Source organism: Streptomyces sp. NPDC057900 (genome assembly GCF_042887885.1).
Lineage (GTDB): Bacteria > Actinomycetota > Actinomycetes > Streptomycetales > Streptomycetaceae > Streptomyces.
The window spans coordinates 562,899-586,581 of the sequence record NZ_JBHVOI010000004.1; the positions used below are offsets into that span (position 1 = coordinate 562,899).

Annotated in this window: 21 protein-coding genes; 9 read left to right on the top strand and 12 right to left on the bottom strand. The window is 71.9% G+C overall.

Annotated features, from left to right (window positions below):
- Positions 1–44 precede the first annotated feature (44 nt).
- On the top strand, positions 45–500 hold the full coding sequence (locus tag ACFVQ0_RS20015; RefSeq protein WP_390089732.1) for a hypothetical protein: 456 nt from the start codon (positions 45–47) through the stop codon (positions 498–500).
- 42 nt (positions 501–542) lie between these two features.
- Positions 543–1,136 carry a GrpB family protein gene (locus tag ACFVQ0_RS20020; RefSeq protein ID WP_390089734.1) on the top strand — a complete coding sequence of 198 codons (594 nt, stop codon included), beginning with the start codon at positions 543–545 and terminating at the stop codon, positions 1,134–1,136.
- Positions 1,137–1,161: 25 nt separating this feature from the next.
- On the opposite strand, the gene ACFVQ0_RS20025 is transcribed toward ACFVQ0_RS20020, so the two are convergent.
- Positions 1,162–2,322 carry an MFS transporter gene (locus ACFVQ0_RS20025; protein ID WP_390089829.1) on the bottom strand — a complete coding sequence of 387 codons (1,161 nt, stop codon included), beginning with the start codon at positions 2,320–2,322 and terminating at the stop codon, positions 1,162–1,164.
- 159 nt (positions 2,323–2,481) lie between these two features.
- On the opposite strand from ACFVQ0_RS20025, the gene ACFVQ0_RS20030 reads away from it, so the two are divergent.
- The 3 genes from ACFVQ0_RS20030 to ACFVQ0_RS20040 all read left to right on the top strand — a co-directional run bounded on the left by ACFVQ0_RS20030 (position 2,482) and on the right by ACFVQ0_RS20040 (position 4,614).
- Complete coding sequence (locus tag ACFVQ0_RS20030; RefSeq protein ID WP_390089736.1) at positions 2,482–2,976, top strand: hypothetical protein; 495 nt, start codon at positions 2,482–2,484, stop codon at positions 2,974–2,976.
- Positions 2,973–3,779 carry a class I SAM-dependent methyltransferase gene (locus ACFVQ0_RS20035; RefSeq protein WP_390089739.1) on the top strand — a complete coding sequence of 269 codons (807 nt, stop codon included), beginning with the start codon at positions 2,973–2,975 and terminating at the stop codon, positions 3,777–3,779. Before ACFVQ0_RS20030 ends, ACFVQ0_RS20035 begins: the two co-directional genes overlap by 4 nt.
- A 64-nt stretch (positions 3,780–3,843) precedes the next feature.
- Positions 3,844–4,614 (top strand): MBL fold metallo-hydrolase, encoded by a 771-nt coding sequence (locus tag ACFVQ0_RS20040; protein WP_390089741.1) that lies wholly within the window; start codon positions 3,844–3,846, stop codon positions 4,612–4,614.
- Between the two features lie 34 nt (positions 4,615–4,648).
- Here ACFVQ0_RS20040 and ACFVQ0_RS20045 read toward each other — a convergent pair whose 3' ends face one another.
- The 4 genes from ACFVQ0_RS20045 to ACFVQ0_RS20060 form a co-directional block, all read right to left on the bottom strand.
- On the bottom strand, positions 4,649–5,083 hold the full coding sequence (locus ACFVQ0_RS20045) for a VOC family protein (protein WP_390089743.1): 435 nt from the start codon (positions 5,081–5,083) through the stop codon (positions 4,649–4,651).
- 4 nt (positions 5,084–5,087) lie between these two features.
- Positions 5,088–6,749 (bottom strand): alpha/beta fold hydrolase, encoded by a 1,662-nt coding sequence (locus ACFVQ0_RS20050; RefSeq protein ID WP_390089746.1) that lies wholly within the window; start codon positions 6,747–6,749, stop codon positions 5,088–5,090.
- An 86-nt stretch (positions 6,750–6,835) separates the two neighbouring features.
- Entirely contained in the window at positions 6,836–7,393 is a 558-nt protein-coding gene (locus ACFVQ0_RS20055; RefSeq protein ID WP_390089748.1) for a TetR/AcrR family transcriptional regulator, read from the bottom strand.
- Between the two features lie 113 nt (positions 7,394–7,506).
- Positions 7,507–8,823, bottom strand: coding sequence for an LCP family protein (locus tag ACFVQ0_RS20060; RefSeq protein WP_390089750.1), 1,317 nt, complete (start codon positions 8,821–8,823; stop codon positions 7,507–7,509).
- A 119-nt stretch (positions 8,824–8,942) separates the two neighbouring features.
- On the opposite strand from ACFVQ0_RS20060, the gene ACFVQ0_RS20065 reads away from it, so the two are divergent.
- Complete coding sequence (locus tag ACFVQ0_RS20065; protein ID WP_124284167.1) at positions 8,943–9,491, top strand: acyl-CoA thioesterase; 549 nt, start codon at positions 8,943–8,945, stop codon at positions 9,489–9,491.
- Between the two features lie 33 nt (positions 9,492–9,524).
- Here the strand turns inward: ACFVQ0_RS20065 and ACFVQ0_RS20070 are convergent, their stop codons facing one another.
- From ACFVQ0_RS20070 to ACFVQ0_RS20090, 5 genes are all read right to left on the bottom strand, one after another.
- Positions 9,525–10,889, bottom strand: coding sequence for an LCP family protein (locus ACFVQ0_RS20070; RefSeq protein ID WP_390089753.1), 1,365 nt, complete (start codon positions 10,887–10,889; stop codon positions 9,525–9,527).
- 302 nt (positions 10,890–11,191) lie between these two features.
- Entirely contained in the window at positions 11,192–12,919 is a 1,728-nt protein-coding gene (locus ACFVQ0_RS20075; RefSeq protein ID WP_390089755.1) for an LCP family protein, read from the bottom strand.
- Positions 12,920–12,968: 49 nt separating this feature from the next.
- Positions 12,969–14,759 (bottom strand): LCP family protein, encoded by a 1,791-nt coding sequence (locus ACFVQ0_RS20080; protein ID WP_390089757.1) that lies wholly within the window; start codon positions 14,757–14,759, stop codon positions 12,969–12,971.
- A gap of 223 nt (positions 14,760–14,982) precedes the next feature.
- Positions 14,983–16,509, bottom strand: coding sequence for an LCP family protein (locus tag ACFVQ0_RS20085; protein ID WP_390089758.1), 1,527 nt, complete (start codon positions 16,507–16,509; stop codon positions 14,983–14,985).
- Between the two features lie 221 nt (positions 16,510–16,730).
- On the bottom strand, positions 16,731–17,480 hold the full coding sequence (locus ACFVQ0_RS20090; protein ID WP_390089760.1) for a TIGR03089 family protein: 750 nt from the start codon (positions 17,478–17,480) through the stop codon (positions 16,731–16,733).
- A gap of 138 nt (positions 17,481–17,618) precedes the next feature.
- Here ACFVQ0_RS20090 and ACFVQ0_RS20095 point away from each other — a divergent pair, with 138 nt between their 5' ends.
- The 3 genes from ACFVQ0_RS20095 (at position 17,619) to ACFVQ0_RS20105 (ending at position 21,285) form a co-directional block, all read left to right on the top strand.
- On the top strand, positions 17,619–18,974 hold the full coding sequence (locus ACFVQ0_RS20095; RefSeq protein WP_390089762.1) for an N-acetylmuramoyl-L-alanine amidase: 1,356 nt from the start codon (positions 17,619–17,621) through the stop codon (positions 18,972–18,974).
- 149 nt (positions 18,975–19,123) lie between these two features.
- Positions 19,124–20,215: a sugar phosphate nucleotidyltransferase gene (locus ACFVQ0_RS20100; protein WP_390089764.1), complete on the top strand. Its 1,092-nt coding sequence runs from the start codon at positions 19,124–19,126 to the stop codon at positions 20,213–20,215.
- 89 nt (positions 20,216–20,304) lie between these two features.
- Complete coding sequence (locus tag ACFVQ0_RS20105; RefSeq protein ID WP_390089765.1) at positions 20,305–21,285, top strand: DNA-3-methyladenine glycosylase family protein; 981 nt, start codon at positions 20,305–20,307, stop codon at positions 21,283–21,285.
- Between the two features lie 118 nt (positions 21,286–21,403).
- Here the strand turns inward: ACFVQ0_RS20105 and ACFVQ0_RS20110 are convergent, their stop codons facing one another.
- Entirely contained in the window at positions 21,404–22,720 is a 1,317-nt protein-coding gene (locus ACFVQ0_RS20110) for a coenzyme F420-0:L-glutamate ligase (RefSeq protein ID WP_390089767.1), read from the bottom strand.
- Positions 22,717–23,673: a 2-phospho-L-lactate transferase gene (cofD, locus tag ACFVQ0_RS20115; protein ID WP_390089769.1), complete on the bottom strand. Its 957-nt coding sequence runs from the start codon at positions 23,671–23,673 to the stop codon at positions 22,717–22,719. Before cofD ends, ACFVQ0_RS20110 begins: the two co-directional genes overlap by 4 nt.
- Between the last annotated feature and the right edge of the window lie 10 nt (positions 23,674–23,683).

Sequence of the window (23,683 nt, forward strand, 5' to 3'; positions counted from 1 at the left end):
GGCCGCTTCTACCCGTACGTTCCCGCTGAGGCATGATCGACGGCATGGGACACCCACACCTGCCGACCACAGAGGCCGCCGTCGCCGCGGTCCGCGAGGTCGCGCGCGCGTACAACCTGGAGATGACGGTCACCGACGACATCGGCGCGGACCAGACCTCCCGGCGCACCTCGGCGGGCGCCTTCACCGTTCTCGACGCGGACGGCGCGCTGCCGCACGAGGCGTTCGTCGAACTGGGCGGCACGCCCGTGGTCACCGTCCAGGTGTTTCCCGAGGACGACGCGAAGATCACCGTCGAGGGGGTGGAGTTCAACGACATCCCCCGCGACTCCGTACCCGCGTTCCTGCGCTCCGTGTACGGCGGAACGGCGCACGTGAAGGTCAAGCGCTTCCCGGCCGGCCGCTGGCTCGTCGTGGCGCTGCCCGGGGACGAGACGTACAAGGAGCTCATCGCGCGCACCATGCTCAGCCCCTGGCTCGTCCGCAGCACGCGCGGCTGAGGCGGCGGGTCTCCCGGCGGGCGGCCTCCTAGACTCGGCCGGATGACCCCCGACACAGCATCCGAACGCCCCGTACTCGCCCCCGCAGACCCTGCCTGGCAGCACCGGGGCCGCGCCCTGGCCGACGAACTGCGTGCCGTCATGGGCCCGTTGGCCCTGCGCATCGAGCACATCGGCTCCACCGCCATCCCCGGCATGGCCGCCAAGCCCGTCTTCGACCTCCAGGCGAGCGTCGAGGACCTCGCGGCGGCGTCCCTGGATTTCGAGCAGCCGCTGGCAGGGCTCGGCTTCGGGCGTTCGCCGTACGAGCGCGACCACGTGCCCGCCGGTTCCTTCGACGACCCGGCGCGCTGGAGCAAGCGGCTGTGGGTGCGCCGGGGCGGCACAGGCGCTGGGGGTGAGGACGTCAACCTCCATGTGAGGGTGGCCGGTTCGCCCAACGAGCGGCTGGCGCTGCTCTTCCGCGACTGGTTCCGGGCCCACCCGGAGGCGGTGCCCGCCTACGCGGCCTTCAAGCGGACCCTGGCCGGTGCGGTCGCGGACACGGGGACGTACGCGGACGTCAAGGACCCGGTGGTGGACCTGGTGGTCACCGTGGCGGAGCCCTGGGCGGCGGCGACCGGCTGGCGGCCGTAGGGCCTGTCCGGCGGATCATGGCCGGTTACGGCGTCGGCCGCGCGTCGCCCCTGCCCCCGGGGTGCGACCTCCCGGCAGCGCCCCGGGGCAGCAGCCGTTCGCCCAGCAGGACCGCGCAGGCCGCGACCGTCAGCAGGCCGCCCAGCAGGAAGGTGGTCCGTACGTCGGCGTGCGTCAGGACCAGTCCGCCGAGCGCGGCGCCCGAGGCGATACCGGCGTTGTAGCCACCGGAGTTGGCCGCCAGAGCCATGTCCGTACGGCCCGGGGCGCAGTGCAGCATCTCGTTCTGGGTGGCCATGAACACCGGCCCGAGCGCGGCGCCCGTCAGGGCCAGGAACACCACCGCCGCCGCCGGGCCGCCGCCGGTCGCGTACAGGCCGAGCATGCCCACCGCCTGGACGGCGACGGCGGCGGCCAGCACGGACTGCGGGAAGCGGTCCAGCAGCACTCCGGTGACGCTCACCCCGGCCAGGCACGCGACGCCGAACACCACGAGCAGCGCGTTGACCGCGCTCCCGGAGAACCCGGCCACGTCGCCCAGGAACTTCACGACGTACGTGTATCCCGCGAACGCCCCGGTGGCGGAGAGGACTCCGGCCCCCAGCACCGTGCCGAACCGGCGGGCGTCGGGCGCGCTCCCGTACGCCGCGTGCCCCTCCTCCGGGCGGGAGGTCGGCAGCAGGGCAGCGATCGTGACCAGGGAGACCGCCCCCAGGGCCGCCACCACCGCGACCGGCACCTGCCAGCCGCTCTGCCGGCCCAGCCACGTACCTGCGGGCACACCGAGCACCAGGGCCAGCGAACCGGCCACGGACAGCGCCCCGACCACCCGCCCCCGGATCCCGGGCCGGAACAGGCCCACCGCGACCGGCCCCATCACCGCCCAGAACAGCGCCTGGGCGAGAGCCGTCACCAGCCGGGCCGAGAGCAGCGTCCCGTACGAACCGGCCGCCGTCGCGACCAGGCTGGACACCACGAGCGCGGCCAGCAGCCCCGTGAGCACATGGCGCCTGGGCAGCGTCCGGGTGAAGTGGGCCAGCGGCAAGGAGGCGACGGCGACCGTCACGCCGTAGCCGGTGACCAGGTAGCCGACCGACGGCAGGGACACGTGCAGGCCCTCGGCGATGAGCTCCAGGAGGCCGATCGGCAGGTTCTCCGCCGTGTTGAACGTGAACGCGGCCAGCATCAGGGCGGCGAGCACCGCAGGGCCTCTCCGCCTCCGGGCGAGCTCGACGATCACCCGAACAGTGTGGCAGACAAGGCGAACGCCACCCGGTCCGAACGTAAGACCCCGGGGCGGGTGCGGTTCCGCCGCTCCGGGGCCGGTGGCGTACCTTCCCTACCCATGACGGACATCGACGAGCCGCCGGACCTGCCGGGGCTGACCGGCCTGTTCGAGGCGCTGGGTGCCGAGGACGCGTCGGGCTGGGCGGAGTCGGAGGCCGAGGAGAACCTTCCTCAGCTGGCCCGGTTCCGGTTCCTGCGCATGGTCTGGCAGGACATCGACGCCTGGAGCGCGGCGGCGCCCGGCTGGGTCGAGGCCTACCGGGAGCACGGGCCCGCGGCCGGAGCCGTCGGCCGGGCCCTGCGGCTCGGGCTGACCCCGGACGAACTGGGCGAGATCGCCCGGGAGATCGCGAAGGACACCGCGTTCGGTCTGCTCCAGGGACTGGCCGGACCGGCGGACGGCGATCTGCCGCCCGGCACGGAGGCCCGGCTGCCCGGCTGGCGTCTGGCCGAACTGTCGCCCCAGGGGCGGCCCACGGGGCGGGTTCTGGACGCGCTCCACGAGGATCTGGACGAAGTGGAGCCGCAAGGCCCGAGCGGAGGTATCGCATGACCGCGTTCGACGTGAGTGAGCGGCGGATCTGGGACGGGCGGGCCGAGAGCTACGCCCGGACCTTCGCCCGGCTCTGCGCCCGTACCGTGCCCGCCCTGCTGGACGCCGCCGCCGTGGGGGCCGGGACCCGGCTGCTCGACGTGGGGTGCGGCAGCGGCAGCGTGACGGTCGCCGCCGTCGGCAGGGGCGCGGTCGTACGGGCCGTGGACGCCGAACCCGGCATGGTCGCCGTCACCCGGAAGGCGGCGCCCGGGGTGGACGTGCGCAACGGCTCGCTGCCCCAGCTCCCGTACCCGGACGGCGAGTTCGACGCGGTCGTGGCGAACTTCGTGCTCAACCACGTGGGCCGGCCGCTGGACGCGCTCGTCGAGCTGCGCCGGATCACCCGCCCCGGAGGCAGGGTCGCCGTCACCATCTGGCAGGTGCCGGGGGGCGCCGGCCAGCGGCTGGTCGGACGGGCCGCGGAGGCGGCCGGGCTGGTGCGGCCCGACTGGCTCGCCACGGTGGACGAGGAGCACAACTTCCCGCGCACCGCCCCCGGCCTCGCGGACCTCCTCACGGCGGCCGGGCTCGGGGACGTACGGAGCGAGCAACTGGCCTGGGACCACCGCGCGGACGCGGAGGACTGGTGGGCGGGCCCCGCCGCCGGGGTCGCCGCGATCGGGCAGCTGGTCAACAGCCGGGGCCCGGAGGGCGTGGCGGCGGCGAAGCGCGAGTACGACGTGCTGTGCGAGGAATTCGCCTCGGAGGAAGGTGAGTTGGTACTGCCGCATCTTGCGCTGCTGGCCCAGGGGAGGGTGTAGCGCCGAGCGGCCCTCTTTGCCCTCAACCGCTGGACGGGCCGCATATCGCTGACATGATCGTGTGATGAGCGACGAGCCTTTCAGTCTCACGGTTCTGGGCAGCGCGACCCCGTATCCGGGTACGGACAACCCGTGTTCCGGCTACCTCGTGTCGAGCGGCGGCACCCGCGTCTGGGTCGACGCGGGCAGCGGGACGCTCGGCCCGCTGCGGCGTCACGCGCGGCTGGACGAGCTCGACGCCATCTGGATCTCGCATCTGCACGCCGACCACTGCGCGGACCTCCTCACCGCGTACTACGGCGCCCTCTACGCGGACATCCGCCTCGAAGCGCCGATCCCCCTCTACGGCCCGCCCGGAACCGCCGACAGACTGGCCCACTTCCTGACCAACGGCCCGGACCGCAGCCCGGTCGAATCCGCCTTCGCCGTAACGGAGTTGTACGACGGACACCAGGTGACCACCGGCCCGCTCCGGCTGACCAGCCGGGCGGTGGCACACGGCATGCCCGCCTTCGCCCTGCGCGTCGAGGCGGCGGGCAGGTCGCTGGTGTACTCCGGGGACACCGCGCCCTGCGCGGCCCTCACGGAGCTGGCCGGGGGCTGCGACGTGCTGTTGTGCGAGGCCGAGAGCGCGCAGCCGCCCGCAGAGGGTGAACAGGTGCACCACACACCGGAGGAGGCGGGCGACACCGCCGCCGCGGCCGGGGCGGGCAGGCTGCTCGTCACGCACGTCGGACCGTTCCTCACGCCGGGGCAGGCGGTGGAGCGGGCCTCGGCACGGTTCGCCGGGCCCGTCGACCACGCCGCACCCGATGCCGTGTTCCGGATCGGCTAGGCCCCTCCGTTCGGCCGGGCCGGGCCGGGCCGGGTCAGTCGAGGCAGAACTCGTTGCCCTCGACGTCCTGCATCGGCTGGCACGACTCGTTCTCGTCGTCCGCGAGCAGGAGCTGTCCGCGGACCGCGCCGAGCGCGACCAGGCGTGCGCACTCGGCCTCAAGCGCGGCGAGGCGCTCGTCCCCCACCAGCCCGGTGCCGACCCGTACATCGAGGTGCACCCGGTTCTTGACGGCCTTGCCCTCGGGCACCCGCTGGAAGAAGAGTCTCGGGCCCACCCCGGAGGGGTCGGAGCAGGCGAACCACGCGCCCCGGCTCTCGGCCGGCAGCGTGCTGTTGTAGTCGTCCCAGGTGGCGAACCTCTCCGGAGGCGCAGGGGCGACGTACCCCAGCACCTCGCACCAGAAACGGGCGACGCGCTCGGGGTCCGCGCAGTCGAAGGTGACCTGGAACTGCCTGATCGTTGACATCGGTTCAGCATAGGTGCGCGACTTCGGACGGGTGCGTCAGCTGCGGGTAGTGCCCGGCCCCGGCGAGCTCGGTCACCGGGTGGCCGGTGGCGGCCGTCAGCGGGTCGGCCGAGCCCACGATGATCCGGACCGGCACGGTCACCCGGTCCAGCAGGGCCCGCGACTCCTCGCGCGCGGCCGCGCCCGCGCGCATGGCCGCCACCACCCGCCGCGCCGCCCCGCGACGGCGCAGGTCGGCCACCGCGCTCTCCGTCGCCGGTCCGGCGGGAACGCCCAGCGTCCGGGCCAGCCGGGCGGCGGACATCCGGCGCAGGACCGGTGCGGCGAGTGCCGAGCGGGTCAGCCGGGGCACGGGCGCCTGGAGGAACGCGGGGGCTATCAGGACGAGTTCGCCGACCCGGTCCGGCCGGTCGACGGCGAACCGCAGGGCCGGCCCGCCGGCCAGGGCGTGCGCGACCAGCACCGGGCGGGTACGGACCGGCTCCATCAGGCCGGCCAGCCAGGCGTCCAGGGAGCCGTCCGTGGCGGCGGAGCGGCCGAGGCCCGGCAGGTCGGCGGCCAGGACCGGGCCGGGCAGCCGGTCGGCGAGGGGCGCCCAGAGGTCGGCGTTCATCGGCAGTCCGTGCAGCAGGACATGGGCGGGGCGGTGCCGCTCCCCGGCCACCCAGGTGCGGCTGCCCGCCACGGTCCGGAAGCCGTAGGGGTGCAGCCAGGGCGACGCGGCGCCGAAGCGGGCGGCCACCAGATCGTCGGCCCAGGTGCGCAGGGCTTCGGCCGCCGGGGGCATCTCCAGACCGGCTCGGGCGGCGAGGGCGCGGGCGGAGTCCGTCGGGTAGCGGTCGTCTGACAGGAACGACAGGGTCTCGGGGTCCGCCCCGGTCAGCCGTCGCGGCAGGCGTCGCAGCAGGCCGACGGGGACGGTCCGGCGGGGCGTCCGCACCCCGGTGTGCCGGGCGACCGTGCCGAGCAGCTCGGGCAGGGGCGGAGTGGTGTCGTCGAGCACCCAGTAGTGCTCACCGGCCGGTGCCTCGGGGACCTCGGCCAGGAACCGCGCGAAGTGGCCGACCGTCACGACCGGCAGGAAGGTGCCGGGACCGCCGGGCACCGCGGGCAGCCGGCCGTTCCACAGGTCCTGGACGAGCGTGCCCAGGCCGAGGTACTGGCCCGGTCCGATCACGGTGCTGGGATTGACGACGCTCAGGGGGACCCCGAGGGCATGGGCGCGGTCCAGCACCGCGAGATGCCCCTCCGTCTTCGACGCCTCGTAGGCGCCCCGCGTCGCGTGGTCGGGGCTGCCCTCGGCCGCCGCGCCCACCCGGTACCCGCTGATGTGGACCAGCCGGCGCGGACCGGGCAGCGTCGCGGCCCACTCGACGACATGGAGGGCCCCGGTGACGTTGACCGCCCGCGCCTCCTGGATGCCGAGGCCGAACGCGTACCGGGCCGCGGCGTTGTAGACGTCGCGCGCTTCGGGCAGTCCCGAGAGCGGGCGCGTGATGTCGGCGGTCACCACTTCCAGCCGGGTGGTGCCGACGCCCTGGGAGGCCAGCCACGGCGTGAGGGTGTCCTCGCGCACGGCCGCCGCCACCCGCCGGCCCCGGGTGAGCAGCTCCGCGACGAGGGAGCGGCCGATGAATCCGGTGGCACCGAAGACGATCGCGTCCATGTTTCTCCTCCAGCGAGCGATTAATAGATCGGTCTGCATATTTTCTGGACGACAGAGAGGCCCGTCGGCAGCCGGCGGGCCGGGCCTCAGCTCAGCAGTGCGCCGACCTGCCGCGCGACGCTGTCCAGCGGCTTCCTGCTGCGGTGCGCCCGCGCCAGCAGGAGCGCTCCCTCGATCAGGGCCAGGATCGTGACGGCGAGGTCGTCCGCGTCCGGGCGGTCGGCCAGCTGCGTGCGCAGGGCGTCCTCCCACGACCCGTAGACGTCCGAACAGGCCTCCTGGAGGGCGTCGTTGGTGGCCGCCGTCTCCAGCGCCACCGCGGCCACCGGGCACCCCTTGTGCCAGTCGGAGGCTTCCAGCCGGTCGCCCAGGTAGCTCAGCATTCCGGCCACGAACTCGGCCGCGGGCGGCTCGGATGCGGCCAGGCCGCCGAGCGCGTCGGCGATGGTCCGGCCGGCCCGCCGGACGGACTCGCCGACCATCTGGTCCTTGCCCTCGGGGAAGTGGAAGTAGAGCGAACCGCGTGGCGTGCCACTGACCGCGATCACCCTGTTCAGCCCGGCGCCGTAATACCCCCCGGACTCGATCAGCTCCTGTGTCGCGTCCAGCAGTCGTGCCCGCGTCTCGGCGCCCTTCTGTCCCATGAGGCCAAACTAGACCGATCTACATATTCGTACAACCCCGCACGGGCGGAGACGGCGAACGGCCCCGCCCGGTGGGGCGGGGCCGTTCGCGGGCCGGTTTCGGAGCGTCCGCCTCAGTTGCTGGAGACGGTGACCTTCTCGTTGTTGTTGAGCTGCTCGACCAGCTGCTTGACCTTGGCCTTGTCCCAGACCAGGTTGCCGCCCGTGGAGCCGGAGATCGGCATGTTCATCGACGTGCCGTCGCCGCCCGTGACGCCCTTCATGGCGAAGAACATCTGGCCCAGGTCCCAGAGGGACATGTCCTTGTCGACGACCAGGGTGTCCAGACCGGCGCCCATCGTCGGGTAGAGCTTGAACGGGTTGAGGATCGTGGACGGCGTCGCCGTCTGGTTCGCCAGCGCCGCCAGGAACTTCTGCTGGTTCTTCGTACGGTCCAGGTCGCTGGCCGCGAAGGCGTACCTGGTGCGGACGAAGGCGAGGGACTCCTCGCCGTTCAGCGTCTGCTTGCCCGCCTTGAAGTCGGCGCCGGAGTTCTTGTCCTTGAAGGCCTTGGGGATGTCGAGCTCGACCCCGCCGATCGCGTCCACGATCTGGGCGAAGCCGCCGAAGCCGATCTCGACGTAGTGGTCGATGTGCAGGCCGGTGTTGAACTCGACGGTACGGACCAGCAGTTCGGGCCCGTCCTCGGCGTACGCGGCGTTCAGCTTGGTGGTGCGGCCCTTGCCCTCGTACTTCTTGCCGGACTCGGAGCCGACGAACGACGGGATCTCGACGTTCGAGTCACGCGGCAGCGAGACCAGCGTCGGGCCGTCGCCGCCGTCGTGCAGGATCATCATCGAGTCGGTCCGCTTGCCCTCGGCGGAGCCGGTGTGGAGCTTCTTCTTGTCCTCGGCCGTCATGCCCTCGCGGCTGTCGGAGCCGACGATCAGGTAGTTCGTGCCGTCGCCCGACTTCGGCCGCTCGATGACCTTGGAGAGGTCGACGTCGCGCTTCAGCTTGGAGTCGGCCCAGAAGTACGTGCCGATGGACACACCGAGCACCACGACCACCAGGACCAGCGCACCGATCTTGATCCGGCGCCGCCAGTCCGGCGCGGCCGCCGGCCGGCCCTGGACGTATCCGCCGTCACCCGGCCCACCGCCCTGGCCGCCACCGCCGCGCCCGCCGCCGTTGCCGCCGCCGTAGACCTGGCCCGTGTTGTAGCCGCTGTCGTACTGCGGGCCTTCGTCGTAGCCGCCTGGCTGCTGCGGTACCTGCCGCTGTCTCGGCGGCGCGGGGCGCCGCTGCGAGGGAGCGGGCTGCTGGGGCGGGACGGGGCGCTGGACGTGCGGCATCGCGCGGGCGCTCTCGGGCCGGTCGCTCGCGCTTCCCTGCCCGTAGCGGTTGCCGCCGCGGTTGTCGTCGTTCCAGCCCTCGGGCCAATCGTTCATGCGATCCAGTGTGCAGGCCGGGCCCACTGCTATTACAGGGTGTAAGTGAAATCGGACCTGGGCTGTTGCGAAGCTGATGCATTGCGACGGGCCCGAAGCCCCCGCATAAGGTGGAGGGCATGACAGATCAGGCCCCGCGCCCGGAGGGCGACATTCCGGGCAAGCCGACCGCGGCGTCCCGGACCACCCTCAGCCACATCATGACCGGCAGCGACACGAACCTGCTGGGTACGGTGCACGGCGGCGTGATCATGAAGCTGGTCGACGACGCGGCGGGCGCCGTCGCGGGCCGGCACTCCGGCGGCCCCGCCGTGACCGCCTCGATGGACGAGATGGTCTTCCTGGAGCCGGTCCGCGTGGGTGACCTTGTTCACGTCCGCGCCCAGGTGAACTGGACCGGCCGCTCCTCGATGGAGGTCGGCGTCCGCGTCATGGCCGAGCGGTGGAACGAGTCGACCCCGGCGCAGCAGGTCGGCAGCGCCTACCTGGTGTTCGCGGCGGTCGACGCGGACGGCCGCCCGCGCGCCGTACCGCCGGTCATCCCGGAGACCGAGCGGGACAACCGGCGCTACCAGGAGGCCCAGATCCGCCGCACCCACCGGCTGGCCCGGCGCCGCGCGATCAGGGAACTGCGCGAGAAGCGCGCCGCCGACGGCATCGAGGACTGAGAGCGGGGGCCGGAGGCTGTTACGTACGGGCGCTCACGGGCACGTCACCTCGTCGCCCGTGACGGCCCCGAACCTGCTCGGATCGGGCTCCTCGGCCCGGACCCGCTCCACCTTGGCGTAGTCCGTGCCCGCGGTCACCTTCATCGTGGGGCCCTGGCCCTTCACCGGCTTCAGCTCCGCCCCCGGCAGCGCCGCGGACAGGGACTTCGCGGACCGGTCCCAGCGCGGGTCGTACGTGACCACGGTGTGCTTGAGGTCGCGCTGCTCCCCGTTGAGCGGGGCCCGGGTGGTGTCGAAGCCGGTGCCGTGCAGGGCCGCGTCGACCGTGGAGCCGAGGCCGTCCTTCGGGGTCCCGTTGTAGACCTGGACCCGGATCTGCTGCGGCGGCACGTCCACCTTCTTCGCCGGCGCCTGCTCTGGCCGCTTCACCGTGAGCGGCTTGTCCTCGCGCAGCGCCTGGAAGAGCTGCTTCGACTTCGTCGGGTCCCATTTCACCGTCGAGCCGATGCCCTTGACCGGGTAGGCGACATCGCTCATCGGCACCGAGGCGAATTCCGACGAGGCGGCGGAGAAGCCCCGCATCGCCTGGCCGAGGTCCAGCATCTGCTGCGTACCGAAGCCCTTGTCGGCCCGTACCGACTTCAGCATCGACGAGGCGACCTCGCGGAACTTCACCGGATTCAGCAGCACCCCGCTGCTGGTGGCCTGCTTGATCAGTGAGGCCATGAACTTCTGCTGGCGCTGCATCCGGCCCAGGTCGGCGGCGCCGTCGATGTGCCGGGAGCGTACGTACTGGAGCGCCTGGCCACCGTCCAGCTCATGGGTGCCCGCCGCGAGATCGAGACCCGTGTAGGAGTCCTTCATCGGCCTGGTGGTGCAGATCTGGACCCCGCCCAGGGTGTCGACCGTCGTCATGAAGCTGGTGAAGTCGACCTCCAGGTAGTGGTCGACCTTGACGCCGGTCATGTGCTCGACGGTCCGCACGGTCAGACCGGGCCCGCCCTCGGCATAGGCGGCGTTCAGCTTCACCGGATGGGCCGCGTGCTCCTCGCCGGTGGTCTGGTCCCGGTGCTCGGGGATCTCGGCGTAACTGTCACGCGGCAGGCTGACGATGCTGGCCCGCTTCTTGTCCGCCGACAGGTGCACCAGCATGATCGTGTCGGTGCAGTGGCAGGGCGCGCCGCCCAGCCGGTACTTCGCCTTCTCCTCCTTGGTGATCTTGTCGCGGCCGTCGGTGCCGACCAGCAGCAGATTCATGCCGTGACCGCCGGAGGGCCGGTTCTTCATGTCCTTGAACGGGTCGATGCGGTCGATCCCGTTCTCCAGATTGGTCACGACGGCATGGCCGATACCACCGGCCCCGAGGACCAGCACGGAGAGACCGGTCGCCATCCGCATGCCCCAGCGTGGTCTCTCGTCCTGCTTTCTGGGCCGTCGGCGCTGCGGGGGAGCGGCGCGGGGCCGGGGCGGACGGGGGGAGCGGTGCGGCGTGGGCACGGGGGGACACCTCCGCGGTGCAAGGGGGACCTGTCGCACGGTAGGCCCATACGATCTGCATCCCGGCCCGTAACCCGGCGGCGCGCTCCGGGTTCCCCCATTCGCGGTAACGGGACGGCCGAAAGTTGCCGCCCGGAGGGCTCCCGGCCCCCGGCGCCGAGGGTTCTCACCCCCGGCGCCCCCCTGTGTGCCCCGCGCGTCCGCTACATCTGGCGGTACGGCCAGTACACGTCCATGCACTCGTCCGACTTGGCGCCGTTGACCGACTCGGTGTCCTGCAACGGGTCGCTGTCGTCCGCGGCGGCCTTCGGGAACGTGGAACCCGTCCGCCAGTCCGAGCCGACCGTGAGCGTCAGGCCGGCCCCGTCCGGGGTCTCCTTCACGGCGCTCGTCGGCATCGACAGCGCCTTGGCGACCGACAGCGCGTCCGACCTGCCCTGGGCGCCCGCGCTCTTCGGGTAGGCCACCTCGGTCGTCCGCTCGGAGCCGGGATCGGTCGAGGTGTCCGCCTCCGTGAAGCCCTTGGCCTTCAGCAGGTTCTGGACCTCCGCGGCACGGCCCGGGGTGGGGGCCTGGCCGTCACCGGAGGTGCCGTTGACGACCGTCACCCCGAGGGAGGCGGGAGCGCCGGCCTTGGGTCCGGCCGGCGTCTTCTTCTTCGCCTTGGCACGGTCCTTGGGGTCGAGCGACTCGTCGTCCCGGATCAGCGCCCAGAGCTTGTCCGCGGCACCCGGCTTCGGCAGCACGTGGGCGTCCGGATCCTCCGGGTCCTGGATCCGCGGCATCGTCAGCATGTTCATCTTGTCCAGCGGCACGTTCTTCAGCTGCATGCCGAGGTCGAACAGCTTCTTCACCGTGCCGATCTCGTCGGAGACCTGGAGCGAGCCGACGGCGGTCTCGGCGAGGTTCAACAGCTTGCCGGAGTCCGTGAACGCGTTCTGGCTCTTCAGCTCACGCAGGACCGAGTTCAGGTACATGTGCTGCGCCTGGGACCTGCCGATGTCGCTCGCGAAGGCGTGCCGGGTGCGCAGCCACTTCAGCGCGTTCTCGCCCTGGATCTTGTGCTTGCCCGCCGTCAGCCGCAGATGGGAGCCACCGGGCACACCGGGCTTGGGCACGTCGTTGACGTTCTGCTTGACGCACACCCAGGCGCCGCCCACGGCGTCCGCCATGTCCACCACACCCGCGAAGTCGACCATCATCCAGTGGTCGATGTAGACCCCGGTGAGCTTCTCCCAGGTGTCCAGGGTGCAGCCGGCGCCACCGCGCAGCGTCTCGTTGATGATGCCGTTCTTGGCGGCGAACTTCTCGCCGGTGTCGGGGTTCTCGCACGCCGGGATGTCGACGCGGGTGTCCCGGGGAATGCTCACGACCGAGGCGTTCTTCCGGTCGGCCGAGACGTGGAGCAGCATCTGCACATCGGCCAGCGGTGTCCCGCCCACGCTCTCCTTCGAGCCGCCGAGCTTGAGGTTCTCCGCGCTGTTGCGGCTGTCGGAGCCGATCATCAGGATGTTCAGCGGGGTCTGGCCGGCGGCGTTCGGAGCGGTCTTCTTCGCCGCGCTGTTGCCCGCGCTGCGCGCCCCCTTACGGATTTTGCCGTTGAGGTGCTCGTACCAGAGGTAACCGGCCGCGCCGGTGCCGAGTATGACGAAGGCGAGGGAGAACGCGATCCAGCGCAGTATCCGCCGCTTCTTCGTCCGGCCGGCGCGGTGGGGCCGGCCCCGGCGCCCGCCGTGGCCGGCGGCGCGACGACCGCCCCCGCCGCCTTCGGAGTGACCGCCGCCGTCGCCGTCACCGTCCCCGCTTCCGCTTCCGTCGGGTGTCGGGGCGTCGCCCTTCCCGTCCTCGTAGAGACCGTCGTCCCAGCCGAGTTGACCGGCATGCCGGACCCGTGGTCGCGTTCCCTCCCCTGGTGTGCTGCTGCGTCCCACCGGGACCCCCCTGCTGCTCAGTCTCGCGATATCGCGCAGTGACCCGGTGTCACTTGGCGCACTCTGCCTTGTCGGCACTGGCCTTCGGAATGTCGATCTTGGCGGGCCCGGTGATCGGGGTACCCGCACCCTTGAAGTCGGCGCCCAGGGTCAGGACCATCGCCTGGAGCCCTTCGGCGTCGGTGGTGCCCTTCTTGAGGGCCGAGCCGGGGAGCCCCATCATCGCGGCGAGCGCCCGTGCCTGGTCCGCCTGGTTCGGGGCGTACTCAAGCTTCGTCTTGGCGGCCTTCGCCGGAGCGTTGGCCTTGTTCGTGGACTTCAGGACGCCCTTCTCGTTCTGCAGCCAGGTCACGGTCTGCTGAGCGGCTCCGGGGATCTCGCCGCCGTTGTAGACGTCGACGCGTACGTCGCCCGCCGCCGCCTTGGTGCCCTTGAGGAGGGCGTCCTGCTTGCCCTTGGCGGCCTTCTTCTGCGCGGCCACCTCGGTGAGCGAGGTGTCCGCCTGCATCATCGAGAACAGCTGCGGCGCCTTCACCGGGTCCACGACGACCGTGATCGGCTTCGGCTCCGCCGGGTTGTCGATCACCGGAAGCGTGACGAACGTGATGTTCTTCGTGTCGATCTTGGTGAGTTCCTTGGCGAGCGTGGTCAGCTTCGGCACCGAGCCGATGGCCTTGTCGACCGTCAGGGCCTTCGTCGCCGAGTCCGCCAGCTTGAAGAGCTTCGTCGGGCTGGTCAGGGTGTCGTCCGACTTCATCTGCCGGATCATCGAGCCGATGAACTGCTGCTGGACCTTGATCCGGTCCAGGTCGCTCCCGTTGGCGAAGGCGTGCCGGGTCCGTACGAACGCCAGCGCGTCCTCGCCCTGGATCTTGTGCTCGCCCGCCGGCAGGTCGAGGTGGGAGTCCGCGTCCTTGATCGGCCTCGCGAGGCAGATGTTGACGCCGCCGACCGCCGTGGACAGTTCCTTGACCGCGTTGAAGTCGACCATCATGAAGTGATCGACCTTGAGGCCGGTGAGCTCCTTGACCGTCTCCATCGTGCAGCCCGGGTCGCGGCCGGACTGGCCGAGGCTGACGTTGAACCGGATGTTCTCCGTGCCCGGGATGACCTTGTCGGACCCGTCCGGCTGCCTCGACTTGCACTCCGGGATGTTGGTGATGAGGTCGCGCGGGATGCTCAGCGCGGTGGCGTTGGTGCGGTCCTTGGAGACGTGGAACAGGATGTTGGTGTCGGCATGGCCGGTACTGCCCTTGTCGCCGTAGCCCTCGTTGCCCTTGCCGGTCCGCTTGTCCGTGCCGATGACCAATATGTTGAGGGGCGCGTCGGCGGTGACGACGTCCTTGTTGCCGGCGTCGCCGATGTCCACGGAGTTCAGGTTGCCGTTGAAGTGCTGATACAGCGCGTAACCGCCGACCGAGACCCCGACGAGCAGGAAGGCCACCACACCGCCCGTCCAGATCAGCGCCTTCTTGCGGCGGGCCTTCGGAGCCTTGCGCTTGCGGCGGCCGGCGCCGTTCTCCGTCGAGGACGGACCCGGACCCTCCTTGGCGCGGGTCTCCGGGCCGCGGGCAGACCGGCGACCGCCCTGCCTGGGCACCTCGCGGCTGGGCCCGGCGCCACGTCCCCCGGCGTCGCGCGGTGAGTCCCGTCGCCGGCCGGCGTTGTCACGGGCGGCGTCCGGGCGCCGCCCGCCGCGAGGCGCGGAGGGGGCCCGACCGGCGCCCGAATCCCCTCCGGGTTGGTTCAGTCGCAGTTCGTAATCGCCGGTGTCCGGGTTGAGGACCCATTGGTCTGCGGGATCGATGTCTTCCGCCCGCCCACGGCCTTGTGCATCCACGGTTGCTTGAGTCCTCCGTCGGTGCCACGCGAGGCGCCTCCCCCGAAAGGCGCTCAATCTTTCGCTCCGGAAGTGCCGGGCCCGGGGGCCCGGAGCAACCGGATCGCGTCACACTATCCGTCCGGTTCGGCGCCGAGCGATGGGCGTGAGATATTCCACGGCCCTTACAACCGGGCATTCTTCCCATTGCACGCCGAACGTTGATGGCTGCTTGGCAATTGCTTTACTGCTTGCACAGGTCGGTCGCGGCGTTGTTACCCGAATAGGTGGGCGTGGGGCTGGGCCCCGGAGCGCCTGTCGCACCCGATTTCCCATCCGTGGGCTCACCGGACCGGCCGTTGCTGTCTTCATCCTGTGAATGTTCCGAACCCTCCCCGCCGTCGGTGTTCTTGCCGTCGTCGCCATTGAGCTGATCTGCGGGAACCACCGCGAGCGGCTTGTCGTCGCGCAGTTGCTTGAAGAGCCTGTCCGCATCGGGCTGTACCAGTTCGTCCCGGTTCCGGTTGGCGGCGTACGGCTGCCGGGGAACGGTCAGGAACTGAACCTTGTCGGTCGGTACGTTGCGCATGCCGCGTACCAGGTCGTACAGGTCCTTCAGGGTGTCGAGCCCCGGGTCCGTCGTGAGCGCCTTCGTCGCCGCGTCCAGTACCGGGTAGAGCCTGGTCGGGTTGAGAAGTACGCCGTTGCTCTGCACCTTGTTGACGAGCGCGCCAAGGAACTGCTGCTGGCGGTCCATCCGTTCGGTGTCGCTGCCGTTGCCGATCGACTTGCGGACCCGTACGTACCCGAGCGCCTGCTCGCCGTTGAGCTTCTTGCGGCCCGCCGGGAGCTTGAGGTGGGCGGCGCTGTCGTTGATCGGTTCCTTGAGGCAGATCTCCACGCCGTCCACCGCGTCGACCATGTCCTTGAAGCCGTTGAAGTCGACGACCATGTAGTGGTCGACGCGGATGCCCGTCATCTTTTCGACGGTACGGATGGTGCAGGCGGTTCCACCGAATTCGAAAGCCCAGTTGAACTGGGCGAATTGCGGCTTGCTGACAGTTTTGTCCGCCTTGTGGCAGGCCGGGATGTTCGCCATCAGGTCACGCGGGATGGACATCGCGGTGGCGCTTTTCCGGTTCGCGGCCAGGTGCAGCAGGATCGTGGTGTCCGAGCGCTGGCTGCCGCCGTCGTCGCGGCCGTACTCGCGGTTGTCCCCGGCCCGGCTGTCGGAGCCGATGAGCAGGATGTTCTCCGCGTTGTGGACAACGGAGGGCGGGCGCTCCTTCTCGTACGCCTTCAGCTCGGCGGCCGCGGAGGTGTCCGTCTTGATGTTGCCGTCGAGCTTCTTGTACAGCCACCAGCCGGTGCCGGCCGCGACGAGGACGACGAACGAGGCCCCGAGCGCGGTCCAGCGCAGCCAGTGCCGCTTGCGCTTGACGGTGATGTCGAGGGTCGGGCCGGATCCGGGCCCCTCGGGCGGCGCCCCGTCCGAGGCCCCGCCGCCCGATCCGCCACCGGACCCGCTGGCTGACCCGCCTCCCGGTCCGCTGCCCGATCCGCTGCGGGTCTCGCCGCCGGGGGTGCTCGCGGGGGTGTCCTCGGAGCTGTTCGCCGAGGCGTTCCCCGAGGTGTTCTCCGAGGCGTTCTCCGGCGCGGGCTGCTCGCCGGGCTCCGCGCCGGGCGACCCGTCCGGCGTCTGGTCCTCGCCCGCGGCCGAGTCGTCGGGGTCGGCCGGAGTGCCGGCACTTTCGGTCACGTCTGCGTCCATCCTTCACGTTCGGCGGCGCGATGGGCCGCCGGTTGCAGAAGTAGACGGCTGAACCTCACGCTTGGTTGTGCCTTGAGTGGTCTGTACCGCAGATCATGTACCGGAGTTGACGATTCGCCCGGAGGGCTCGGCCCACGATGGGCCGGACGGGTGGTCCTCGTACCGCTTGTCCTACCGCGGCGCTCCGGTACTCGCCCGGAGCGCCGCCGCGCGGGCCGCTGTCACACGGTCAGCGTGACCCGCTCGCTCTCGACGCGCTGCGCCAGCCCGTCCTCGCCGAGCTCCCCGAGGTGCCGGCACAGCACCACGGAACCCCCGGTCGCCAGCGGTGCGAACAGCCCGGCGCTGAGGCCGTCCCAGGTGTCGTACGTACGCCCCGAGAGCAGCCGCGACCCGGCACCCAGGCCCAGCGCCGCACCGTCCGCGCGGGCCCGCTCGACCAGCTCCGCCGAGCTGAGCGCGACATCGCCCACGGTCAGCGCCGGCGCGTCCGGGTCCACCGGGGCGAACGGGGCGAACCGGTCGCCCTGGCCCGGCACCTCGACCGCGTAGTCCGCGAAGCCCTCCGGCGGCCGCGGGAACCGGCCGCCCATCGGACGCAGCGCCAGCGCGATCCGCTCGCCGCGGCAGGACCGCGCCGCCTCCAGGGTGTCCGGTCCGGTGACGACCAGATCGGCGGCGGCCGGATCGCCCCCCACCTCCGCGACGACGCCGACCGAGGAACAGGCGAGCAGCCAGACCGCGGACTGCCAGTGCGCGGGGAGCAGCAGGGCGAGCCGGTCACCGGGCTCCGCGGCGAGGTCGCCCTGGAGCAGGTTGGCGGTCTTGGCCACCCAATTGGCGAAGGTGGCCACCGACAGTTCGACGCGTTCTCCGGTGGCGTCGTCGTAGAAAGTGACCATGGGGCGGGCCGGGTCCGCGGCGAGCGCGGAACGCAGCAGGTCGGCAGGGGTGCGGTCGCTGGCGTTCATCCGCGCAAGGGTACGTGGCGGCGGCGGGCCGAGCCGGGTGCCTCGGGTGACCCGTACACCGGTTCGGCAGACGGGCCGTCAATTGCCCGGAGAAACACCGGTCGCCGGAGTTGTCCGCTTGTGCCCAGGATCATCTGTATGCGTGCCTTCATTGCATCCTCCATCGGTGTCACCTGCGCGGCAGCCCTCGCGCTGCCGCTCGCCGCGCCCGCCGGCGCCGCTTCCGACACCCCCGCCCACCCGGCCACCGCGGACTCCGTGCCCGCGGCGGCGTCCGAACCCGCCGCGCTGCCCGGCTCGACGCAGTCGCTGGCCCTGACCCCCCTGTCCACCGCCTCCGCGCGGGCCCCCGGTGAGACCGCCTCGCCGGCCGCCGGGCAGGGGCTGACCGAGCGCGACGTCCACCCGTTCTCCATGGTCGGCGTCGTCTGGGACGACGTGAACACCGAACTCCACGGCACCGCCCAGGTCCGTACCCGCTCCACGGAGACCGGCCGCTGGTCCGGCTGGCAGGACCTGGATACGCACAACGCCGAGCACTCCGCCGACCCCGGCACCGCCGAACGCGAGTCGAGCGCCGTCCGGGGCGCCACCGCCCCGCTCTGGGTCGGCGCGTCCGACGGCGTCGAGGTCCGGGTGGCCCCGGAGGCCCCAGAGGCCACCGGCACCCAGGACGCCACCGCCCCCCGCGACGCGTCCGCCGCCCCCGTACCGCTGCCCGCCGGGCTGCACCTCGAACTCGTCGACCCCGGCGAGGACCCGCAGGAGCCGCCCGCCACCGGCGCGGCCGGCGCCGACCGCGCCGCGGCCCGGAACGCCACCGCGCTCCCCGCCCTGAGCAGGTCCGCGACCGACGCGGCCGCCGGGTACGCGCCGGGCGCCAAGCCGTACATCGGGCCGCGCCCGCGCATCATCACCCGCAAGGGCTGGGGCGCCGACGAGAAGATCCGCGAGAAGGCCTTCGCGTACACCAAGACCGTCAAGGCGGCCTTCGTCCACCACAGCGCCACCGGCAACAACTACACCTGCTCCCAGGCGCCCTCGGTGCTGCGCGGCATCTACCGCTACCACGTCAAGAGCAACGGCTGGCGCGACATCGGCTACAACTTCGCCGTCGACAAGTGCGGAAACATCTACGAGGGCCGGGCCGGCGGCGTGACGAAGGCCGTCATGGGCGCGCACACCCTCGGCTTCAACACCAACACCATGGGCGTCGTGGTGCTCGGGACCTTCAGCGGCACCAACCCGCCCGCCGCCTCCGTCAACGCCGTCGCCAAGCTCACCGCCTGGAAGCTCGGCCTCTTCAAGGCCAACCCCAAGGGCAAGGTGACCCTGGTGTCGGGCGGAAGCAACAAGTACAAGAAGGGCAAGAAGGTCAAACTCAACGTCATCTCCGGTCACCGGGACGGTTTCGCAACCGAATGCCCCGGAGCGCGTCTCTACAAGAAGCTCGGCACGACCCGGACCAGCTCGGCCAAGCTCCAGGGCCGCTGACACGGAAGGAGCCGAAGGGCGCGGGCCGCCCCGGATCCTGCTGCGGGCCGCTGGCCGAGGACACCCCCTGAGGTCTGCATACACTGGCCAGCCGAAGAAGCGGTTGTCCGTTACCAGGCCCGGCCCCAGCAGGAAGCAGAGACAGTGCTGTGACAGAGGCAAAAGAAGCGATTCTCCTGGTCGGCGGCAAGGGAACCCGGCTGCGCCCGCTCACGGTGCACACCCCGAAACCCATGGTTCCGGCGGCGGGCGTCCCCTTCCTCACGCACCAGCTGGCGCGTGCCCGTGCCGCCGGGGTCGAGCACATCGTCCTCGCGACGTCCTACCTGGCCGAGGTCTTCGAGCCGTACTTCGGCGACGGCTCGGAGCTCGGCCTGCACATCGAGTACGTCACCGAACGCGAACCGCTCGGCACCGGCGGCGCCATCCGCAACGTCGCCGCACGGCTCACCTCAGGCCCGGACGAACCGGTCCTCATCTTCAACGGCGACATCCTCACCGGCCTCGACATCCGGGCGCTCGTCACCTCGCACGCCGACTCGGGCGCGGACGTCTCGCTCCACCTCACCCGGGTCGAGGACCCGCGCGCCTTCGGTCTCGTACCGACGGACGACACCGGCCGGGTCACCGCGTTCCTGGAGAAGCCGCAGACCCCGGAGGAGATCGTCACCGACCAGGTGAACGCGGGCGCGTACATCTTCCGCCGCTCGGTCATCGACACCATCCCGGTCGGCCGCCCGGTCTCCGTGGAGCGCGAGACCTTCCCCGGACTCCTCGCCTCCGGCGCCCATCTCCAGGGCATGGTCGACTCCACATACTGGCTTGATCTAGGCACCCCGCAGGCCTTCATACGCGGCTCCGCCGACCTGGTGCTGGGCCGCGCGCCCTCCCCGGCCGTCCCGGGGCGCTGCGGCGACCGGCTCGTACTGCCGACCGCCTCGGTCGCCCCCGACGCCAAACTGACCGGAGGTACGGTCATCGGCGCCGACGCCGTGATCGGTGCGGGCGCCCGGATCGAGGGCTCCGCCGTACTGGCGGGCGCGGTCGTCGAACCCGGTGCGGTGATCACGGACTCCCTGGTCGGAGCGGGTGCCAGGGTCGGCAGCCGTACGGTGCTGGCCGGCGCGGTCATCGGGGACGGGGCCAAGGTCGGCGCCGACAACGAACTGCGCGACGGCGTCCGCGTCTGGTGCGGAGCACACCTGCCCGCCGCATCGGTGCGCTTCTCCTCGGACGAATGACCGGGCGAGCCGCTCCTCGCAGCACGCCCCGAATGGCCGGAATCAGCCGTACCCTCGACAGGCACCCCCGACTACCGAGGACCTCACCCGTGGCAGGACGATTCGCACCCCGCAGCGGCCCGCACGCGGCCGTCCCGCGCCAGGTGACGACGCCCGAACCGGCGGCGCTGACCCGCGACTGGACCCCGCCGGGCCCGTTCGACCTGCGGCTCGTCCTCGGCCCGCTGCGCCGGGGCCCCGCCGACCCCACCTTCCGGATGTCCGCCGACGGCTCCGTCCGCCGCGCCAGCCGCACCCCCGCGGGCCCCGGCACCCTCCATGTCGTCGCCCGCGAAGGGCGGATCGAGGCGGCGGCCTGGGGCCCCGGCGCGGCCTGGCTGCTGGACCAGCTGCCGACACTGCTGGGCGCCTCCGACGAACCGGAGGCCTTCACCCCGCGCCACCGGCTGCTCGCCGTGACCCATCACCGGCGACCGGGACTGCGGTTGCTGCGCACCGGCCTGGTGATGGAGTCCCTGATCCCGTCGGTGCTGGAACAGAAGGTCACCACGGACGAGGCGTACCGCGCCTGGCGCCTCCTGGTCCGCAAGTACGGCGAGCCGGCGCCGGGCCCGCAGGAGTACGGCCTGTACGTCATGCCGGACGCCCGCACCTGGTCGCTGATCCCGTCCTGGGAGTGGCACCGCGCGGGCGTCGACAGCAAGCGCTCCGCGACGATCCTGCGCGCGGTCCGGGTGGCCCGCCGCATGGAGGAGGCCGCCGCCATGGAGCTGACCGAGGCGATGGCCCGCCTCCAGGTGATCCCGGGCATCGGCCCCTGGACGGCCGCCGAGACCCTGCAACGCTCCAACGGCGACCCGGACGCGGTCACGGTCGGGGACCTCCACCTGCCCGGCATCGTCGGCCACGCGCTGGCCGGCAACCGCGACGCCGACGACGAGGAGATGCTGGCCCTGCTCTCCCCGTACGAGGGCCAGCGCCACCGGGCCACCCGCCTGATCATGCTCTCGGGCAACACCCCGCCCCGCCACGCGCCCCGGATGACCAGGGGCGACATCGCGCGCCTGTAGAGCCGGGCGACATCAGACCCGCTGCGGCACTTCACATCCGAGGTCGGGCAAAAACAAGCCCGTCCGGCGATTGAGGACCGGGGTCCGGGGCAGAGCCCCCCCCACGCGCCGCACGGCCTCACCGCACGACGACGAAGTCCTCCGCATCGCGCCCCACCCGAGGCGCCGCTGCCTCCAACGGACGCCCCACGGCCACCGCCCCCAGCGGATCCCACGACGGCGGCAGCGCCAGCACCTCCCGTACGACCTCGCGGCAGAACATCGTCGAGGACACCCACGCGGATCCCAGCTGCTCGCCCGCCAGCGCCACCAGGAAGTTCTGGATCCCGGCTCCCGCGGCGACCACGAACATCTCGCGTTCCGCCGTGTCCCGCCGCGTGTCCCCGTACGTGTGCGAGCCGTCCATCACCATGCACGGGACAACCAGATACGGCGCCCGGCGCAGCACCTCGCCGCGCCGCACCCGCTTGGCGATCGACTCCTCGCTCTTCCCGTCCCGCCGCAGATCCGCGATCCACGCGTCCCGCATCGCGTCCAGCAGCCGGGTCCGCGACTCGGGCGACTCCAGCAGCACGAACCGCCACGGCGTCGTGTGGTGCGGCGCGGGCGCCGTCACCGCCGCGGCCACGGCCCGCCGCACCGCGCCCGGGTCCACCGGGTCCTCGGTGAACTCGCGCACCGTACGCCGCTGGGTCACCGCCTCCCGTACCGCCTCCGACGTGCCCAGCCGGAACATGTCATCGGCCGCGCCCCGCACCATCGCCCGCGCGCCCTCGTCGGACGCCGGGTCCACGACGTGGCCGAGCCCGCGCACCACCGCCACGGGCAGCCCGTTCGCCTTGCCCTTGACCAGGTCACCGGCAGCGGCCAGCTCGTCGGCGGTGGCGACCACGGTCGCGCTCAGCGGATTGCCGTACGCGTCGGTCCCGCCCCGCAGATCGTCCAGCACCCGCACCCCGGCCGCGCCGATCGCGACATCCGTCAGCCCGCTGCGCCACGGGCGCCCGAAGGTGTCCGTGACGACGACGCCGACCTCGACGCCGAGCGTGTCCCGGAGCCCCTCGCGGATGGCCCGCGCCGACGCGTCGGCGTCCTCGGGCAGCAGCAGGACCGTTCCGGCGGGGGTGTTGGAGGCGTCGACCCCGGCGGCGGCCATGACCAGGCCCTGCCGGTTCTCGACGATCCGCAGGGTGCCGCGCCGGGCCACCACCCGTACCGTCTCGGCGTCGATCGCCGCCTCCCGGTCGGTGGCCTCGACGATCCGGCCCTCCGCCTTGGAGACGATCTTCGAGGTGACGAGCAGTACGTCACCGTCGAGGAGACCGGGCCCGGTGGCGGCGATCAGCTTGGCGAGATCGTCACCGGCCCGCACCTCGGGAATCCCGGGCAGCGCCCACACCCGGAAGGCGGGTGAGGCGTCCGAAGCAGTGCTCATGCCCGTACCTCCTCCGCCAGGGCGAGCGCCTGCCGGGCCATCTCGGCGGTGGCGGCGACATCGGTCATCATCAGCGGGACGGAGCGGCAGCGGATGCCCGCGGACTCCACCTCTCGCACCGTGCCCGCGTCCACGGTGTCGACGAGCCAGCCGTCCAGCAGCCCGGAGCCGTAGTGCTGGGCGACCGCCGCGGCCGTCGACTCGACGCCCACCGCGGCGAGCACCTTGTCGGCCATCCCGCGCACCGGTGCGTCACCGACGATGGGGGAGAGGCCGACGACCGGCACTCCCGCCTCCGCGATGGCCTCCCGGATACCGGGCACGGCGAGGATGGTCCCGATGGACACGACGGGGTTCGACGGCGGGAAGAGGATGACGTCGGCGGAGGCGATCGCCTCCAGGACGCCCGGCGCCGGCTTGGACTGCTCGGCGCCGACGGGCACGATCGCCCGTGCCGGGACGGAGGCGCGCAGCTTCACCCAGTACTCCTGGAAGTGAATGGCCTTGCTCTCGCCGTCCGCGTCGACCGCCACATGGGTCTCGATCCGGTCGTCGGACATCGGCAGCAGCCGGACCCCCGGCTTCCAGCGCGCACAGAGCGCCTCCGTGACGGCGCTCAGCGGATAGCCCGCGCCGAGCATCTGGGTGCGGACGATATGGGTCGCGAAGTCGCGGTCACCGAGGCCGAACCACTCGGGGCCCACGCCGTAGGCCGCGAGTTCCTCCTTGACGTGGAAACTCTCGTCGGTACGGCCCCAGCCCTGGTCCTCGTTGATGCCACCGCCGAGGGTGTACATGACGGTGTCGAGGTCGGGGCAGACCTTGAGCCCGAACAGATGGATGTCGTCACCGGTGTTGCCGATGACCGTGATGTCCGCGTCGGGCGCGGCCTCCTTGAGGCCACGCAGGAAACGAGCACCACCGATACCGCCGGCCAGAACCACAATGCGCATGGGAAACAGT

Coding starts and splice junctions, on each gene's coding strand:
- ACFVQ0_RS20070 (WP_390089753.1), bottom strand. CDS start 10,889: ATGCGGATGGCGACCGGTCTCTCCGTGCTGGTCCTCGGGGCCGGTGGT.
- ACFVQ0_RS20035 (WP_390089739.1), top strand. CDS start 2,973: ATGACCGCGTTCGACGTGAGTGAGCGGCGGATCTGGGACGGGCGGGCC.
- ACFVQ0_RS20060 (WP_390089750.1), bottom strand. CDS start 8,823: ATGAACGATTGGCCCGAGGGCTGGAACGACGACAACCGCGGCGGCAAC.
- ACFVQ0_RS20030 (WP_390089736.1), top strand. CDS start 2,482: ATGACGGACATCGACGAGCCGCCGGACCTGCCGGGGCTGACCGGCCTG.
- ACFVQ0_RS20110 (WP_390089767.1), bottom strand. CDS start 22,720: ATGAGCACTGCTTCGGACGCCTCACCCGCCTTCCGGGTGTGGGCGCTG.
- ACFVQ0_RS20090 (WP_390089760.1), bottom strand. CDS start 17,480: ATGAACGCCAGCGACCGCACCCCTGCCGACCTGCTGCGTTCCGCGCTC.
- ACFVQ0_RS20065 (WP_124284167.1), top strand. CDS start 8,943: ATGACAGATCAGGCCCCGCGCCCGGAGGGCGACATTCCGGGCAAGCCG.
- ACFVQ0_RS20085 (WP_390089758.1), bottom strand. CDS start 16,509: ATGGACGCAGACGTGACCGAAAGTGCCGGCACTCCGGCCGACCCCGAC.
- ACFVQ0_RS20025 (WP_390089829.1), bottom strand. CDS start 2,322: ATGCTGGCCGCGTTCACGTTCAACACGGCGGAGAACCTGCCGATCGGC.
- ACFVQ0_RS20045 (WP_390089743.1), bottom strand. CDS start 5,083: ATGTCAACGATCAGGCAGTTCCAGGTCACCTTCGACTGCGCGGACCCC.
- ACFVQ0_RS20015 (WP_390089732.1), top strand. CDS start 45: ATGGGACACCCACACCTGCCGACCACAGAGGCCGCCGTCGCCGCGGTC.
- ACFVQ0_RS20055 (WP_390089748.1), bottom strand. CDS start 7,393: ATGGGACAGAAGGGCGCCGAGACGCGGGCACGACTGCTGGACGCGACA.
- ACFVQ0_RS20020 (WP_390089734.1), top strand. CDS start 543: ATGACCCCCGACACAGCATCCGAACGCCCCGTACTCGCCCCCGCAGAC.
- cofD (WP_390089769.1), bottom strand. CDS start 23,673: ATGCGCATTGTGGTTCTGGCCGGCGGTATCGGTGGTGCTCGTTTCCTG.
- ACFVQ0_RS20040 (WP_390089741.1), top strand. CDS start 3,844: ATGAGCGACGAGCCTTTCAGTCTCACGGTTCTGGGCAGCGCGACCCCG.
- ACFVQ0_RS20050 (WP_390089746.1), bottom strand. CDS start 6,749: ATGGACGCGATCGTCTTCGGTGCCACCGGATTCATCGGCCGCTCCCTC.
- ACFVQ0_RS20095 (WP_390089762.1), top strand. CDS start 17,619: ATGCGTGCCTTCATTGCATCCTCCATCGGTGTCACCTGCGCGGCAGCC.